This window comes from Phyllobacterium sp. K27 (assembly GCF_054796155.1).
This window is the reverse complement of record NZ_CM139240.1, coordinates 1372945-1390338: the sequence shown is the minus strand read 5'-3', so window position 1 is coordinate 1390338 and position 17394 is coordinate 1372945. Positions and strand designations below refer to the sequence as shown.

Sequence of the window (17394 nt, the reverse complement as noted above, 5' to 3'; positions counted from 1 at the left end):
ATATACATTCCATATTGACGACTTGATAGAATTATTATTTCATATAGGAGATTACCGACCGTCGCGGCACGGGACATACGATCAGAATATCGGGAGGACGACATGGATAGAACTGAAAGCGCCAAGCCCCTTGGCAAGCCGCTTGATGTCATCACTATCGGGCGTTCATCCGTTGATCTTTATGGCCAGCAAATCGGCTCACGGCTTGAGGATATTACCTCATTTGCCAAATCCGTCGGCGGCTGCCCTGCAAACATTGCCATCGGCACCGCGCGGCTTGGTTTGCGCTCGGCTCTACTCTCGCGTGTCGGCGATGAGCAGATGGGGCGTTTCATCCGTGAGCAAATGATCCGCGAAGGCGTCGCCACGCAGGGTATCATTACGGATCCGCAGCGTCTTTCCGCCCTGGTTATTCTGTCTGTTGAGAACGATAAAAGCTTTCCGCTGATTTTCTACCGTGAAGACTGCGCGGACATGGCGCTGGAAGAAAGCGACATCGACCCTGCATTCATCGCTTCAGCCCGCGCTATCGTCGTTACCGGCACGCATTTCTCCAAGCCGAAACCTGATGCCGCCCAGCGCAAGGCCATTCGCCTGATGAAAGAAGCAGGCGGCAAAGTTGTGTTCGATATCGACTATCGTCCTAATCTTTGGGGTCTCGCCGGTCACGGCGATGGCGACAGCCGCTATATCGCATCCGACGCGGTTTCAAACCACCTTAAAACCGTACTGCCTGATTGCGACCTGATCGTTGGTACTGAAGAAGAAGTGCTGATAGCCTCCGGGGAAGATGATCTCTTAAGCGCCCTCAAGACCATTCGTGCCCTGTCGAAAGGAACAATTGTCCTGAAACGCGGACCAATGGGTTGCATTGTTTACGAGGGATCTATTTCCGACAACCTTGAGGACGGCATTGTCGGCAAGGGCTTTCCCATCGAAGTGTTCAACGTTCTTGGAGCAGGCGACGCCTTCATGTCCGGCTTGTTGCGTGGATGGCTGGGCGGCGAGTCTCTTGCAACCGCCGCGACATGGGCAAATGCCTGCGGCGCATTCGCCGTTTCGCGCCTGCTGTGCTCGCCGGAAATACCCACTTTTGCGGAGCTGCAATACTTCCTTGAGCATGGCAGCAAACATCATGCTCTGCGCAAGGATGAGGCCATCAACCATATCCATTGGGCGACAACGCGCCGGCGCGATATTCCCTCAATGATGACCTTTGCCATTGATCATCGTGTTCAGCTCGAAGATCTTTGCCAAAAACTCGGTACAGACATATCGAAGGTCGGGGAATTCAAGCAGCTGGCGGTCAAGGCCGCGGCAAAAGTTGCCGATGGTCGCGGTGGCTATGGCATGTTGCTGGACGAGAAGTTCGGTCGCGAAGCCATGTTCGAGTTTGCGCGCCATAATTTTGACTGGCTTGGGCGCCCGGTAGAACTTCCAGGATCGCGCCCGTTACGCTTTGAGTTCTCTCAGGATATTGGTTCCCAACTTGCCGAATGGCCAGTGGATCATTGCATCAAATGCCTGTGTTTTTATCACCCGGATGATCCTGCCGATCTCAAGCTTGAACAGCAGCAAAAATTGCGCACGCTCTTTGAGGCAGCCCGCAAGGTTGGCCGGGAATTGCTGATCGAGATCATCGCCGGAAAACACGGCCCTCTTGATGACAATACTATTCCCCGCGCGCTAGAAGAGCTCTATGCACTCGGCATCAAACCCGACTGGTGGAAGCTTGAACCGCAAGCATCGGCAGCAGCATGGAAGAATATTGAACAGGTCGTTGAAAAGAACGATCCTTGGTGTCGCGGTGTTGTTCTCCTCGGCTTGGAAGCCCCGCATGATGAGCTGAAAGCCGCATTCAGCGCAACCGCCCATGCGCCCATCGTGAAAGGTTTTGCCGTTGGCCGGACCCTCTTCATGGATGCGGCAGAAGGCTGGCTGTCAGGCAACCTGACCGACGAGGCCGCGATTCATGATATGGCTGATCGCTTCGAAAAATTGACCAAGGCATGGCTTGCCAGCCGCAATGCAAAAGCGGCATAGCAAGTGCAATTCCAGAAATAGCGGGACCGGTTTCCATCCGTCATTGCGGAAAATTGAATCGGGAGGAGATTGATATGAGCAATATTGTACGCCTGGCAATGGCGCAGGCACTGACACGCTTCCTTGCCGCGCAAATGACCATAATGGATGGCAAAGAAGTACCTATATTTGCCGGTGTCTGGGCAATCTTTGGCCATGGAAACGTGGCTGGCATTGGCGAAGCGCTTTATCATATCCGCGATGAACTGCCGACCTATCGCGCCCATAATGAGCAGGCTATGGCGCATGCAGCCATCGCTTATGCAAAGGCAAGCTTCCGCCAGCGTATGATGGCCGTGACGAGTTCCGTTGGTCCGGGCGCGACCAATATGGTGACAGCTGCCGCCCTTGCCCATGTTAATCGCCTGCCTCTGCTTCTGCTTCCCGGCGATGTTTTTGCAAACCGCATTCCGGACCCGGTTCTGCAGCAAGTCGAATCCTTTGCCGATGGCACTGTTTCCGCCAATGATTGCTTCAAGCCTGTATCCCGATATTTTGATCGGATAACCCGACCTGAACAGATCATCCCCGCCCTCGCCCGCGCCATGACAGTGCTGACCGATCCGGCAGAATGTGGCCCGGTTACATTGGCCCTTTGCCAGGATGTTCAGGCAGAGGCCTATGATTATCCGGAAAGCTTTTTCGAAAAACGCGTTTGGTCACAGCGGCGCACGAGACCAGATCGCAACGAGCTTGCCGCCGCTGTTGCTGCATTGAAATCGGCCAAGAAACCTTTGGTCATCGCCGGTGGCGGCGTCATCTTTTCGCAAGCCTCAAAAGAACTGGCAGATTTCGTCGAAGCGGCCGGTATTCCTGTCTGCGAAACGCAAGGCGGCAAGTCTTCGCTGCCAGACACACACCCACTCAATATGGCAGCTGTTGGGGTAACTGGCACTTCAGCGGCCAACCGGCTGGCGCAAGAGGCTGACGTAATCATTGCTGTCGGTACACGCCTGCAAGACTTTACGACGGGTTCGTGGTCACTCTTTCAGAATTCTGCCAAGTCTTTCATCGGCATTAACGTCCAAATCTTTGATGCTGCGAAACATCGCGCTCTGCCATTGGTTGCGGATGCGAAAGAAGGATTGCTCGAACTCACTGCCGCTTTGCAGGAATACAAGGCACCCGCAAGCTGGACAGAGAATGCGAAGTCCGGAAAAGCCGAATGGCAAAAAGCCGCTGCAAAAGTTACCGGACCGACCAACGCAGCACTGCCCTCGGATGCACAAGTCATTGGCGCCGTGCAACGTACATTTGGCGCTGAGGCAACGGTCCTCCACGCCGCTGGCGGATTGCCGGGCGAAATGCACAAATTATGGCAGGCAGGTGCTCCCGGCTCCTATCATGCGGAATATGGTTTCTCTTGCATGGGCTATGAAATTGCCGGCGGGCTGGGTGCCAAGATGGCTAAGCCGGATGATGAAGTCGTTGTCATGATCGGCGATGGTTCCTACCTGATGCTGAATTCAGAACTCGCCACTTCAGTCATGCTCGGTCAGCGTATCACCGTCGTACTTCTCGATAATCGTGGCTATGGCTGCATCAACCGGCTGCAAATGGGCACAGGCGGGGCAAACTTTAATAATCTTCTGAAAGATTCGAAGCACGAAGTCTTGCCCGACATTGATTTTGCTGCCCATGCCCGTAGCCTCGGCGCGATCTCGGAGAAAGTCTCTTCAATTGCTGACCTCGAAACTGCCCTCACAAGGGCTAAAGATAACGACCGCTCCACAGTTATTGTCATCGACACCGATCCGCTTATCTCGACAGAAGACGGCGGCACATGGTGGGATGTCGCAGTACCTGAGGTAAGCCAGCGCAGCCAGGTAAATGCTGCACGCAAGGAATATGAACAAAAGTTGAAGTTACAGCACGTCGGCAATTGAACTGTTTACTGCTAACCAAAGGAACTGAAGAATGATCCGTATCGGGGCGAACCCTATCGGCTGGTCGAATGACGACATGCTGGAGATTGGTGGCGATATTCCACTGGAAACCTGCCTTGAACAGGCAAAAGCTGCCGGATTCACCGGCATGGAGCTTGGCAATAAATTTCCGCGCACCGCTGAAAAATTGCGTCCTATCCTCGACGCTTATGGCCACAGCCTTGTCAGCGGTTGGTACTCAACTGAGTTGTTGGTCCGCGATGTGGATGCAGAGTTGGAAGCTGTTAAAGGTCATGCCACGCTGTTGAAAGATATGGGCTGCACTGTTTTTATTGCAGCTGAAACGTCGAACGCCATCCATTCCAACAAGGACCTACCACTTTCGGCCAGACCAGTATTGCTGAAATCTGCCTGGAAAGTCTTCGGCGAGCGCTATACCCGATTTGCGCAAGCCATCAAGCAGACCTATGGCCTGCAAATCGTCTATCATCACCATATGGGAACTGTCGTTCAGACGGAATCCGAGATTGACCGCTTCATGGAGGTCACCGGAGATGCAGTGAATCTCCTGCTCGACACAGGACACGCCACTTGGGGTGGCGGCGATCCAGCGCGTCTGGCACGGCACTACAAGGCCCGTATCGGCCATGTCCATTGCAAGGATATCCGCGAAGATGTCATGTGGACCTCGAACCGCGAAGACTGGTCGTTCCTTGATAGCGTTCTTGCAGGCGTTTACACTGTTCCCGGTGACGGTATGATCGACTATGTTCGGGTTCTCAAGGAACTCAAATTCTATAGCGGCTGGGTCGTTGTCGAAGCTGAGCAGGATCCGAAGAAAGCTGATCCGGCAACATACTCCAAGCTTGGGCACGCCAATCTCAGCCGCTTCATAAAGGAAGCAGGGCTTGCGTGACTAAAGACTCCAACCATCCATTTTTCCGCCCCTTATGGCGCAGAATTGCCGTCGTGGCATTCTGCGTCGCCTGGGCGATTTTCGAGTTTGTCACCGGAACGCCGTTCTGGGGCATTATTGCATTGGGCTTCGCAGGCTATGGCGTCTGGCAATTCTTCATCATCTACGACGCGTCGGAACCGGTTCCGCCAGCGGACATTAATGTCGAGAAGGAGTGAGCCATGTCAAAACTCTTGATCAAGGCCGTGGATGGTACAGGCCATGTAGCCAATGTAACGCCTGAAAGCGCGGGATGGAGTTATGTAGGCTTTGACCTGCACCGGCTGGAAGCCGGGCAATCGCTGAGCGGAAGAACAGGGGACAAGGAAGTCTGTCTTGTCTTTGTGACCGGCAAAGGTAAGGTAACTGCCAATGGTGAAGATCTTGGCCTTCTTGGCGAGCGCATGTCACCATTCGATGGCAAGCCGTGGTCGGTTTACCTGCCTGAAGGTTCAGATTGGTCCATCTCAGCCGAGACTGGCGTCGAACTTGCCGTCTGCTCCGCACCGAGCCTCAATGGCGGGCTGCCCGTGCGCGTCATATCGCCGGATGATCTTGGTCAGGAAACGCGCGGCAAAGGCACCAACACCCGCTACGTCACCAATATTCTTCCTGAGAACGAGCCTGCGGATTCTCTTCTCGTGGTCGAGGTGATCACGCCCGGCGGACATACTTCCAGCTATCCTCCGCATAAGCATGATCAGGATAACCTTCCAGCTGAATCCTATCTGGAAGAAACCTATTACCATCGCTTCAACCCACCCCAGGGTTTTGGATTCCAGCGTGTCTATACGGATGATCGCTCTCTCGATGAAGCCATGGCGATTGAGGATGGCGATGTGGTCATGGTGCCTAAAGGATATCATCCTTGCGCGGCCTGCCATGGCTATGACCTCTATTACCTCAATGTAATGGCCGGCCCAAAGCGTACATGGAAGTTCCACAATGCTGCCGAGCATGAATGGTTGACGAAGCTATAGCTTCATCAACTGCAGCTTCACCGGAGACGGTGAAGCTGCAGTTCGAAAATTACATCGTAATCGTCTTGCCTTCTTTTACCGACCGCAGGGCGGCGTCGGCGAGTGCCAGCGCGATCAGTCCATCTTCGCCGCTGGGAGTCGCTTGTGCACCAGAAGCAATGCCTTCAATAAAAGCCGCGATTTCGTTGGCATAGGCTTCCGTATAACGCGTCATGAAGAAGTCGTGCAGTGGCGGGCGCGTATAGCCATTGCCATTGGCGACTTCAATTGAAACTGCACGCTGATTTTCCGCGGCGACCATTCCCTTGGAGCCATGCACCTCAATGCGCTGGTCATAGCCATATGTCGCTCTGCGCGAGTTTGAAATGACACACTGCTTGCCCGAAGCCGTTGAAAGAATGACACTGACACTGTCATAATCGCCAAGCTCGCCTATCTTCTTATCTACCAGAACAGAAGCATGCGCAGTCACCGCGACAGGCTCTTCGCCAAGCAGGAAACGCGCCATGTCAAAGTCATGAATGGTCATATCGCGGAAGATGCCACCAGAGCGTGTGATATATTCCGCGGGCGGTGCACCGGGATCACGCGAGGTGATTGTAACCATTTCCACGTCGCCAATTGCGCCATCATCAATTGCCTTGCGCACAGCTGCGAAATGCGGGTCGAACCGGCGATTAAAGCCTACCATCAATGTTGCCTTGGTGTGCCTTACCACTGCAAGGCACTCTTCAACCCGCTTTACATCAAGGTCGATTGGCTTTTCGCAGAATATGGCCTTTCCAGCGCGCGCAAAACGCTCGATGAGATCCGCATGTGTGTCCGTCGGCGTACAGATGATGACAGCATCTATATCGCCGGCAGTTTCAATCTCATCAATAGTGCGTACTTCACAGCCATAGGCAGCAGACAGGTCTGTGGCGGCCTGTTCGAATGCGTCGGCAACCGCAACAAGCTCTGCTCGTGGATTGGAGCCTATTGCCTTGGCGTGAACCTTGCCGATGCGGCCCGCACCCAGCAGACCAAAACGTACAGTCATTTCATTACCTCATGGAAAGAATGCTCGGGATGATTCCCGGGCGATACAAATCTCAAACTTTTCTCTTTTTCTGGCGATACACATCGATCACCACCGCAGAAACGATAATAATGCCCTTGATGATCTCCTGATAATAGGCATCCACCCGCAGGAAGGTGAAACCGGAAATCATGACACCTAAAATGATTGCGCCGATAACCGTGCCGGTGATGCGACCGACACCACCAGCCAGCGATGTTCCGCCAATGACAGCCGCGGCGATTGCATCCAGCTCGTAGGTCATGCCCATGCCCGATTGCGCTGTCTGTGCCCGAGCGGCCGTGACAATACCCGCAAGTCCCGCCAGCAAACCGGCAATAGCATAGACCTTGATCAAATGCCGTTCGATATTGATGCCAGAGACCCGCGCCGCCTGCACATTGGCACCAATGGCGTAGGTGAATTTTCCATAGCGTGTATATCGCAACGCGATGTGAAAAATCAGGGCTACAAGCAGAAACACGATCACCGGCCATATGCCGCTTCCGATAAAATTGAACTCCTCAGTAAGTCCGGAGATCGGCGAACCCTTTGTGTACCATTTTGCAACGCCCCGAGCCGAAACCATCATGCCCAACGTTGCGATAAATGGCGGGATTTTGGTGTGAGCGATCAGCCAGCCATTGATGATCCCGGCAAGAAGCCCGACTCCAAGCCCGATGATGATAGGAAGGATGAACGGCAGATCGGTCAGAGCGGGATAGACTGGCCGTGCCCAGGTGGAGGACTGCGCAAAGCTCGCAGCAATCATCGCTGTCATGCCTACAACCGAACCCGAGGAGAGATCAACGCCGCCGGTAATAATGACCTGTGTGACGCCAACTGCTATGATGCCAATGACCGAAACTTGCAGGATGATAATCCGCAGGCGCTGCGTATTCATCAGGAAGCTCTGACCGGCAAGTATCCAGCCAAGAATTTCGAAAACCAGGGCAATGCCGATCAGCACCAGAAGAATATTGACTTCAGGCGGCAGCCGTCGACTCCGGCGGGACGTGACCATTGCAGTTGCTTGTTCGCTCGTCATTATAATTTTCTCCCATAACCCAGTAGCGCCGTCTGACCTTGAAACTTGGCCAGATTATTTGGACGCAAGTTCCATCACCTTGACCTGCGTCGCTTCGGCTCTGTCCAAAAAGCCTGTCGCCCGTCCTTCATGCATCACCATCACGCGGTCACTCATACCAAGCACCTCTGGCATCTCCGATGAGATCATGATGACCGCCACACCCTGCCGCGCAAGCTCCGTGACCAGGCGATGGATTTCCGCTTTGGCGCCCACATCAATACCTCGGGTCGGCTCATCCAGTATGAGAATTTTCGGATTGGTAAGCAGCCATCTGCCGATCAGAACCTTTTGCTGATTCCCGCCAGAGAGATTCTCGATCTTCTCTTCCAGGCTAGGTGTTTTGACACGCAAGGTTTGGCTCATCTTTTCGCAAACCGCCGTAATCTGTTTTTCCTGCACAAAGCCAAACTTGGTAAAGCGATCCTGCAGCACCGCGACTTGCATATTTTCAAGAATATCGAGAATGAGCAGACAACCGGTGTCCTTGCGATCTTCGGTCAGAAAAGCCATGCCCATATTGATCGCCTGATTGGGTGTATTGACCTTTACCTCTTTGCCATTAATGGCGATTGTCCCTGTCGTCGCCGGCGTAACCCCAAAAATCGTTTCTGCCACATTCGAGCGGCCAGAGCCGACAAGTCCGGCAATCCCGAGGATTTCACCCGCCCGAACGTCAAAAGAAATGTCATGAAACACATTTTTCAGCGACAAATCCTTCACCGAAAGCACCACGTCGCCAATAGGCACTGTTTCCTTCGGGAACATCTGAGTGATCTCACGCCCAACCATCATTTTGATGATGTCATCGCGGGTTACATCGGTTGAGGCATGCGTACCGATATAACGCCCGTCCCGAAATACCGAAAACTCATCGGCAATCTCGAACAGTTCGTTCATTTTGTGGGTAATGTAGACAATACCGATCCCTTGCGAACGCAGGTCGCGAATAATTGCAAAAAGATGCTCTACCTCACGCTCCGTCAGCGCCGAGGTTGGCTCATCCATGATCAGCACATCGGATTCGTATGAAACTGCCTTGGCGATCTCCACCATCTGCCGGTTGGCAACCGAAAGGTCCCGCACCTGGCTTTCAGGATCGAGCCTGATGTTCAGCCGCTGGAAAAGTTCCGCCGTCATGTCATACATTTTGCCATGATCGACAAAGCCAAAAACATTCTTCGGTTCGCGGCGAATCCATATATTCTCGGCCACAGTCATGAAAGGCATCAGGTTCAATTCCTGATGGATCATCGCAATACCATTCTCGAGCGCGTCGAGCGGTGACTTCAGTCGAATAGGCAAGCCCTTGAGATAAACCTCACCCTGATCTGGAATATATATTCCAGCAAGAATCTTCATCAGAGTGGATTTACCGGCGCCATTTTCGCCCATCAATGCATGGACAGTCCCGCGCTTCAGCCGGAACTGCACATCATCCAGCGCCAGAACGCCGGGAAATTCCTTGCGAATATTTTCAACATTCAAAAGATACTCTGCCTGCGGGACCGCCCCGCTGGCACGCACTGCCGCCATGGTTGAAGGGCTGAGTGTCATGCTCTTCTCCTCCCAGAGAGATTGGCCGCTTGAAATGCCAATGCCGTCTCTCCCCATTTCGGGGAGAGACCAGCAACGATGTTATTGCTTAGTTTTTTGATTGATACTTCGAAAGATTCTCGGGCGTCACGAGTTCGAAAGGAATATAGACTTTACTTTCGATTTTCTCGCCCTTGGAGATCTTGAGCGCCGCGTCCACAGCACCCTTGCCCTGCCCTGCCGCATCCTGGAATACGGTGACATCAAGATCACCGGCAGTCATTGCGGCCAAAGCATCCTGAGTGGCATCCACACCGGCAACCACAACACTGTCCGAAGCGCGGCCCGCAGCCTTGAGCGCCTGAATAGCCCCAATTGCCATTTCATCATTATTGGAGATCACGGCATCGAATTCCAAGCCGGCTGAAAGCCAGTTTGTCATCAAATCTGCACCCTGTGTACGCGACCAGTTTGCGGTCTGCTCTTCAACAATCGAGATTCCCTTGCATGCATCTGTTGCAATTACATCATGCACGGCCTTTGTGCGCGCACGCGCACCCTGATTGGACAATTCGCCCATCATGACAACGACTTTGCCCTGGCCCTTAAGCAGTCGGCAGACTTCGGTTGTTTCAAGTGTACCGGCTTCGGTTTCATTGGATGCCACAAAAGCCTGCTTTTCGGGCAGTTCATCCACATTTGCAGGTTGGCGATTGACGTAAACCAATGGAATTCCGGCTTCGGCGGCAATCTTCGACATGGCAGCAGTTGCATCGGTATCAACCGCATTCACGATGATCGCGTCTACCTTGGAGGCGATGAAGTTCTGAATCTGGCTCTGCTGTTTCGCCACATCATTCTGGGCATCTTCGACCTGCAAAGTCACGCCATCGAGTGTCTTGGCATAGTCTTCCATCCCCGTACGCAAGACGGTGAGAAAGTTGTCATCAAACTGCGCCATCGACACGCCAATATTGGCGGCCAGCGCCGAACTGCTCATCAATGCGGAAACAGCTACTCCCAATAGAAATTTTTTCATTTAATTCTCCTCCACAACGGTGCCCGGCAACACCTTCTATCCGGAACCTCTCCTCATCTCGTTTTCGCAGCCATACCTTACCCCTGACTAGCGAATACCAAGATATGAAAGGCGCACGATGCCTCGCGCAGCTTCGACCCTGGATTGCAATTTCGGAATGTACAGACCATTGCAACCAGTTTCTGAAATATTTATTCCATTTTAACGTGCCAGCGTCAAGCCTGATTCAGCTTCCAAGGACAGACGAGGAAGATGATTCTTTGCACAGCTGAGCAAAAATACTGACCGACTTGTCAATATGAAAACGGGTCCGGCAAAGCAGCCGGACCCGTTTATTATGTTAGATTGGTATAGTGCTTTATGACTTGTTGACGCTTTCAACCGCGATATTGGTGAGCTTATTGTTCGCTGCTTTCTCTTGATCGAGAATTTCGCTGAGCAGCTTATGTGCTTCGTCATGGCCGAGTGTTTTAGCCCATTCCCGCAATGAACCGTAGCGCGCTATCTCGTAATGTTCGACGGCTTGTGCAGCGGCAAGCAAGCCAACGTTCAGGGCAGTCCCGGATGCTTCTTCAATGAGGTCATCTGTCTCTTTGATTAAACCCTCGATTGCGTCACATTTCTCGGCTTTTGGTTTAAGACCTAGCGATTTAAAAACCTGATCAAGGGTGCTGACATGCCCCTTGGTTTCTTCAAGATGTTCTTCTACTGCCTTTTTTAGCTTGGCATCGTTTGAGGCTTTTGCGACTTTTGGCAAGGCTTTAACCAGTGCATTCTCCGCATAATAAATATCATGCAGCGTATGCTCGAAAATTTCGGCCAGTGTCTTCATTCCGGTTTTCCTCCTGTCGATTGGAATACAGGAACCTCGGACAGGCGATAATGTTCCACCGCAATAGGAAAGCTTGGAATACAAGTCGCCAAAGCAGAGCAGCGATCAGCCTAATCTGGTTTTAATCAACGCCATGCTGGCCGAAATGGCGCTCGCAGGATCAGCCAATTGCTGAACTTGTTCCGCAAAAGGCTCAAATGAAAACAGTCCTTTATAGCCTAGTTCCAGGAGCGCGCGGATCTGATCGACATTGCCAAGACGATCATGATCATCGACCAGAACCCTATGCGGATCACGCATATCACCAATAGCGACCTTAGAATCTGTCACCCCGGAAATATGTACGAGCCCGGTCACATCCGGAAAAAGCTCTGGCTCTCCGGCCAGATGGTGGTGGAATGTGTCATGGACCAGTTTGAAACGCGCCTGCCCCCCGACAGCCTCAATGGCCTGCGCTGCCTCGCGCTTGGACCGAAGCGAACAGATCTCGAAGCCTAGCGGCTCGACAAACCCCAACAGTCCCCGGCTCTCAAGAATAGGCTTGAGCGCTGTCAGCGCCTCTCGCAAATTGCCCTGTCGCTCGCCATCCACCTGACCGGTGCCGTCATTGACGGGAACCAGAACAAGCGCCGCCGCGCCAACGGCTTGCACGTAGTCTGCAAGCTCAACCGCTTCCCGTTCACGCTCCGGGGTCCATTCGTTAAAGCGTTGCAAAGCATTGATGGTGGCGATGCGCACGCCAGCCGCCTCTGCCATATCCCGAATTTCAGTCGCGGGTGTCCCATCGAGGAGCGCATTGCCATCCAAATCATTGCGGATTTCAACATCACGCAAGCCAAGCTTCTTCGCCAGCTGAAAGAATGCAGCAGGACGAAGAGTGGGGGCGGCGATGTGATTGATTGCAAACACTGGCGTGATCATCTGGTATTCTCCGGGAACTTTGGCTTGCTTTCCAAGGGATGGGTCGCAACTTTCGGGCGCCACAATCTGTCGGCCCAGCATTTGCGTCAATCACCCTGAGAAAATTATTTCCCTGCCATCTATCCAGACTTGAGAGCTTATCCGTGACCATTCCAAAGCGTGGTCACGCTTCCACTTCGACATTGCTCAGCGGCTTGGAACAACAAGCCAAAATGTAGCCTTCATCGATTTCCTCGTCGAGAATCCCGCCATTGTGGTTCATATCGACACTGCCGGAAACCTTCATGATCTTGCAGGTGCCGCACAATCCGGATTCACAGGCCGCAGCAATTCGAATTCCCGCCCCTCGCGCAGCCTTCAGGATTGTATCGCCAGCCACGCAGGGTACATCTTTGCCAGACATGGAGAACGTCACGATGGCAGCGGTTTCAGCCACCTCCGTCGAAATTTCATCCATTAACGGCAGAACAGGTTCGGCAGCCGAACCAAAGCTTTCCTGATGATAATTTGCCATGTCGAAGCCGGACTCTTCCAGCATGGCCCGGACATCGCGCATAAAACCATCAGGGCCGCAGCAGAATATCGTCCGTTCCTTGAAATCAGGCGACAGCAGTGAAAGCTTGGGCGCTTCGAGCCTGCCTCTGATACCCGTCCAAAGCTGGCCCATCTCATGTTCCTTGATCAGAAAGGACAGCTTGAGATTGGGCATGCAACTGGTCAGATATTCGAGCTCCTTGCGAAAGATGATGTCGCTGGGGCGGCGGGCGCAACTGACAAAACTAATATCGCTTTGTGGTGCACAGTCCTGCATCCAACGCGTCATAGACATCATGGGTGTGATGCCCGACCCGGCGGAAATGAACAGATATTTATCGCCGGGATGTTTTGAGATTGAGAAGTCACCAAGCGGCCCAAATGCTTTCAGCCGCGCGCCCGGTGTGAGGTGGTCCAGCATCCAGCGCGTGCCAACGCTGCCATCCTGCGCTTTGACCGTGATGGCAATTGTAAATGGCCGCGAGGGGCTGGAAGAGAGCGTATAGGTACGCAGAACCGCATCCGGTTGCGTGCCCAATTCAAACGTCATGAACTGGCCCGGCTCATAGCGGAACCAGTTCTGATTATCCGAGCGGAATGTGAATGTCTTCACATTGGGCGCTTCCTCAATGACAGACAGGCATTCCAGCAGATGCAGCCGGTCGTTCCATGGCTGCATCTGATCAAGATGCGGGTATTTCTGAGGAATGCCCATATTCACTACGCTACCTTGCTCAATCGCTTGTCGCCGGAGAGGCGTGTTTCCATTGTGGTGGAGTACCATTCGAGGAACTGCAAAACGCCGCCTTCATGTTCCACTGAATAGGGACCCGGCTCATAGGCTGGCGAGCGGATGCCGAAAGCATTTTCTTCAACGATCTGACGGTCCTGATCGTTGGTTTCCAGCCAGACATGCGTCAACTCTTCGATGGTGTAATCGACACCTTCAACAGCATCCTTATGCACCAGCCACTTGGTCGTGACCTGGGTCTCGGTGGCGCTAAGCGGGAGAACGCGGAAAGAAATCGCATGATCGCCCAGAATGTGATTCCACGTTGTCGGGTAATGATAAAGCAACAGCGAACCGATCTGCCGCGTGCTCACATCGTCGCTGAGCTGCCGCGCCACAGCGCGCTTGCCCGAAAGGGTGTAGCTTTCAGATTCGTGGAGCAGCGGCACGCGTGTCGCACGGTACTGGCCATTTTCATCGATACGGAACACGCTTGGAAGACCCGCCGCTTCGCACTTGTCCCAATGCGCAACAATCTCCGGGTCATCCTTCGAGCCTTGTATGCCGGCTACGCTTGGTGCTTCCGGAAATGTCTTGCAGAGTTCCGGGTGATTGGCGGCACAGTGGTAACATTCGCGGTTGTTTTCCCAGACCAGCTTCCAATTGCCCTTTTCAACAATCGAACTTTGGAAAGCGACTTTGGTTTCGCCAAGACGGTGCGGTGCAAGATAAGGGTCGATCAAAGCGCGCGTCGCAGCAAAATCGGGCGCGATTGGCGCAAGGCAAATGAAAATATATCCGCCAATGCTTTCGCAATGCACTGTCTTCAGGCTGTGCTGGCTGGCGTCGAAATCATCGCCCATCTGGCGCGCGAATAAAAGCCTGCCGTCCAGCTCATAAGTCCACTGGTGATAGGGGCAAACGAGCTTCGCCGAGGTGCCCCGTTCAGAAGCGCAAACACGCGAACCGCGGTGGCGGCAGGAATTGTGAAAGGCACGGACTTTCTTTTCGCGATCCCGTACGATAACCACTGGGTAGTCGCCGATCTGCACCGTGAAATAATTACCCGGCCGCGCCACTTCGCAATCGTGACCGATGAACAGCCAGTCGCGATAGAAGATATTTTCCATATCCAACCGGAAATACTCCGGATCATTGTAAAAGGCCTGCTCGAGGCCATAGCCCGGTTTCCGGTGTTTCAGGTTCCGGAGCAGTTCACTATGTGCGTCCATGTCGTGTCCTCGCCATCTCATTTGCGAAAGAACTGACTGGTGGTGACGGAGAAGACCGTCCGTATGGTTGCCCATACAAAACAATGCTCCTTGATCGCCCACCGCGATCAGTCGATGTTATCGCTTGCGGCTGGTTTCCGGGCTCTGGAGTTGCCTTGCAGGCTTCACGGCGCCTTCCCGGAACAATGCTCCAGTGGCTATTTTGCCGCGTTTCACTCCACTACCGTTGCGGGGGCAGCGCCGGGATTAAACCGGCTTCCCAATTCTCCACCTTCCCTAGAAAGCGGCACCTCAAGTAGCCTGATAAAAGCACTCGGATGATAAAAAGAATAGGTGCGGAAACGACATCGCATTTACACAAGACGACACGGCTGAAAAAATAGAAAATGTCTTTATCTGACACGTCCGAATGGAGCTTGCTTTTGACAGACAGCCCTCTCCTACATCAGAAATGAACCACCGCCTGAAATGGCGATGATTCATTTTCTGAATTGAGGGATACTTAAAGACTATGATGCAGATATTGCTTGATTGATTCCGGCCTCATCTCAATTGAAAAACCCGGCAGTGAGGGCGGCATATAGGCCGCATTCTGGATGTTGCAGGGATCTATGAAATGCTCATGCAGATGGTCGACATATTCAATAACCCTGCCCTCTTTGGTGCCGGAAACGGCAATATAGTCGATCATCGATAGATGCTGCACATATTCGCATAGACCCACGCCGCCCGCATGCGGCCAGACGGGCAGCTCGTACTTTGCCGCAATGAGCAGGACTGCCAGGACTTCGTTCAACCCGCCCATGCGGCAACTGTCGATCTGCACAACGTCAATTGCGCCTTCAGCGATGAACTGCTTGAACATGATGCGGTTCTGGCACATCTCGCCCGTTGCAACCTTGACCGGATGGATCGCCTGACGAATTTTGCGATGCCCCGCAACATCGTCCGGGCTCGTTGGCTCTTCAATGAAGAATGGTTTGACGAAGGCCAGTTTGTTTACCCAGTCAATTGCTTCATTGACTTCCCACACCTGATTGGCGTCGATCATAAGAATGCGATCCGGACCAATCACTTCGCGCGCAATCGTGAGGCGTCGGATATCGTCTTCGAGATCGCGGCCGACCTTCATCTTGATATGGTTGAAGCCTGCATCCACCGCTTCCTGACAAAGACGCCGCAGCTTTTCATCGGAATAGCCGAGCCAGCCTGCGGAAGTCGTATAGCAGGGGTACCCCTCAGCTTTCAGCGTCTCGACACGCTCTTTCTTGCCCACTTCTGCCTTGCGCAGAATTTCAAGCGCCTCGTCACGCGTCAATACGTCCGTAAGATAGCGGAAGTCGACGATGTTGACGATTTCTTCCGGCGTCATTTCACCGACGAGTTGCCAGACCGGCTTCTTTGCTTCCTTTGCCAGCAAATCCCACACAGCATTCACAACCGCACCGGTGGCCAGATGCATCGCACCCTTGTCGGGGCCGATCCAACGCAACTGGCTGTCACCGGTAATAAAACGCCAGAACCGGCCAGGGTTGTCCTTTACCCAATCGAGTTCAAGTCCGATAACAAGATGTTTCATGGCCTCGATGGCCAAGCAGCAAATCTCGTTACCACGCCCGATCGTAAAGGTAAGGCCGTGGCCGGAAAGCCCTGCATCCGTATCCAGAACCACATAGGCCGCGGAATAGTCAGGATCAGGATTCATTGCATCTGACCCATCCAGACTTTGCGATGTCGGAAAACGAATATCGAAGACGCGAAGATCAGTAATGCGGGTCATTGTCGGTCCTAAACTGTCCAGCCGCCATCGATATTGTAAGCTTGGCCCGTGGTGTATGTCGCGCCAGCAAGATAGACGGCAAGGTCGGCGATTTCTTCCGGCAGGCCCAATCGTCCCATGGGCTGGCGGGCGATGAATGTTGCACGTGTAGCTTCGTAATCGCCACCAGCGCGCATGCGTTGTTCAAGCGAAGGGCTTTCCACGGTTCCTGGGCAGATCGCATTGCAGCGAATGCCCTGCGTAATATAATCAGCAGCAACTGACTTGGTTATTCCCAATACCGCTGCCTTCGTCACACCATAGGCGAAACGGTTTGGCACACCCTTCACGCTGCTGGCGACGGAAGACATATTGACGATAGCGCCGAACTGGCGCTCAATCATTCCGGGCAGAACGGCTCTGATCGTGCGGATCATGGCGCGAACATTGAGATCAAGCGCAAAATCCAGATCAGCGTCCGGCATATCGAGAATTGAACCGCCATGGACAAAACCGGCGCAATTGAACAACACATCAATTGCACCGATTTCGCCAATCACCTGCGCCACTTCTTCTGCCTTGAGCACATCAAGCTTGCGCGGCTTGATGTTTGCTTCCTTCGGCAAGGCATCGAGCAGTTGCTGGTTAATATCTGTCGCATGCACGATCGCACCTTCACGCGCAAAAGCCAGCACCGAAGCCCGGCCAATCCCCTGTCCGGCGGCTGTGATAAGAACGCGTTTGCCTTCAAGCTTGCCTGTCAT

15 protein-coding genes and 1 riboswitch are annotated in these 17394 nt (G+C 53.3%); of the genes, 5 read left to right on the top strand and 10 right to left on the bottom strand.

The features are described from left to right. Positions 1 to 102 precede the first annotated feature (102 nt). From ACYJL1_RS06710 to iolB, 5 genes are all read left to right on the top strand, one after another. On the top strand, positions 103 to 2043 hold the full coding sequence (locus ACYJL1_RS06710; protein WP_460897607.1) for a bifunctional 5-dehydro-2-deoxygluconokinase/5-dehydro-2-deoxyphosphogluconate aldolase: 1941 nt from the start codon (positions 103 to 105) through the stop codon (positions 2041 to 2043). Between the two features lie 74 nt (positions 2044 to 2117). Continuing rightward, positions 2118 to 3968: a 3D-(3,5/4)-trihydroxycyclohexane-1,2-dione acylhydrolase (decyclizing) gene (iolD, locus tag ACYJL1_RS06705; RefSeq protein WP_460897606.1), complete on the top strand. Its 1851-nt coding sequence runs from the start codon at positions 2118 to 2120 to the stop codon at positions 3966 to 3968. Between the two features lie 31 nt (positions 3969 to 3999). Then, positions 4000 to 4884: a myo-inosose-2 dehydratase gene (gene iolE / locus ACYJL1_RS06700; RefSeq protein WP_460897605.1), complete on the top strand. Its 885-nt coding sequence runs from the start codon at positions 4000 to 4002 to the stop codon at positions 4882 to 4884. Then, positions 4881 to 5102: a DUF3329 domain-containing protein gene (locus ACYJL1_RS06695; RefSeq protein ID WP_460897604.1), complete on the top strand. Its 222-nt coding sequence runs from the start codon at positions 4881 to 4883 to the stop codon at positions 5100 to 5102. The genes iolE and ACYJL1_RS06695 overlap by 4 nt, the downstream gene beginning before the upstream one ends. Positions 5103 to 5105: 3 nt before the next feature. Next, positions 5106 to 5903, top strand: coding sequence for a 5-deoxy-glucuronate isomerase (iolB, locus tag ACYJL1_RS06690; protein WP_460897603.1), 798 nt, complete (start codon positions 5106 to 5108; stop codon positions 5901 to 5903). A 49-nt stretch (positions 5904 to 5952) separates the two neighbouring features. On the opposite strand, the gene iolG is transcribed toward iolB, so the two are convergent. The 10 genes from iolG to ACYJL1_RS06640 form a co-directional block, all read right to left on the bottom strand. Next, positions 5953 to 6942: an inositol 2-dehydrogenase gene (gene iolG, locus ACYJL1_RS06685; protein ID WP_460897602.1), complete on the bottom strand. Its 990-nt coding sequence runs from the start codon at positions 6940 to 6942 to the stop codon at positions 5953 to 5955. Between the two features lie 52 nt (positions 6943 to 6994). Then, positions 6995 to 8008, bottom strand: a complete 1014-nt coding sequence (locus tag ACYJL1_RS06680; protein WP_460897601.1) for an ABC transporter permease — start codon at positions 8006 to 8008, stop codon at positions 6995 to 6997. Between the two features lie 54 nt (positions 8009 to 8062). Then, on the bottom strand, positions 8063 to 9604 hold the full coding sequence (locus ACYJL1_RS06675) for a sugar ABC transporter ATP-binding protein (RefSeq protein WP_460897600.1): 1542 nt from the start codon (positions 9602 to 9604) through the stop codon (positions 8063 to 8065). An 88-nt stretch (positions 9605 to 9692) separates the two neighbouring features. Next, positions 9693 to 10622, bottom strand: coding sequence for a sugar ABC transporter substrate-binding protein (locus ACYJL1_RS06670; RefSeq protein WP_460897599.1), 930 nt, complete (start codon positions 10620 to 10622; stop codon positions 9693 to 9695). A 358-nt stretch (positions 10623 to 10980) separates the two neighbouring features. Beyond that, positions 10981 to 11454 carry a YciE/YciF ferroxidase family protein gene (locus ACYJL1_RS06665; RefSeq protein ID WP_460897598.1) on the bottom strand — a complete coding sequence of 158 codons (474 nt, stop codon included), beginning with the start codon at positions 11452 to 11454 and terminating at the stop codon, positions 10981 to 10983. 105 nt (positions 11455 to 11559) lie between these two features. Continuing rightward, positions 11560 to 12375 (bottom strand): TIM barrel protein, encoded by an 816-nt coding sequence (locus ACYJL1_RS06660; RefSeq protein ID WP_460897597.1) that lies wholly within the window; start codon positions 12373 to 12375, stop codon positions 11560 to 11562. A gap of 163 nt (positions 12376 to 12538) precedes the next feature. Beyond that, on the bottom strand, positions 12539 to 13630 hold the full coding sequence (locus ACYJL1_RS06655; protein ID WP_460897596.1) for an FAD-binding oxidoreductase: 1092 nt from the start codon (positions 13628 to 13630) through the stop codon (positions 12539 to 12541). After that, the gene (locus ACYJL1_RS06650; protein ID WP_460897595.1) at positions 13630 to 14871 is read right to left on the bottom strand and encodes an aromatic ring-hydroxylating oxygenase subunit alpha; all 1242 of its coding nucleotides are present in this window, start codon (positions 14869 to 14871) and stop codon (positions 13630 to 13632) included. Before ACYJL1_RS06650 ends, ACYJL1_RS06655 begins: the two co-directional genes overlap by 1 nt. 111 nt (positions 14872 to 14982) lie before the next feature. Next, positions 14983 to 15180, bottom strand: a riboswitch (cobalamin riboswitch). Between the two features lie 193 nt (positions 15181 to 15373). After that, positions 15374 to 16651 (bottom strand): L-fuconate dehydratase, encoded by a 1278-nt coding sequence (locus ACYJL1_RS06645; protein ID WP_460897594.1) that lies wholly within the window; start codon positions 16649 to 16651, stop codon positions 15374 to 15376. An 8-nt stretch (positions 16652 to 16659) separates the two neighbouring features. Beyond that, the gene (locus tag ACYJL1_RS06640; protein ID WP_460897593.1) at positions 16660 to 17394 is read right to left on the bottom strand and encodes an SDR family oxidoreductase; all 735 of its coding nucleotides are present in this window, start codon (positions 17392 to 17394) and stop codon (positions 16660 to 16662) included.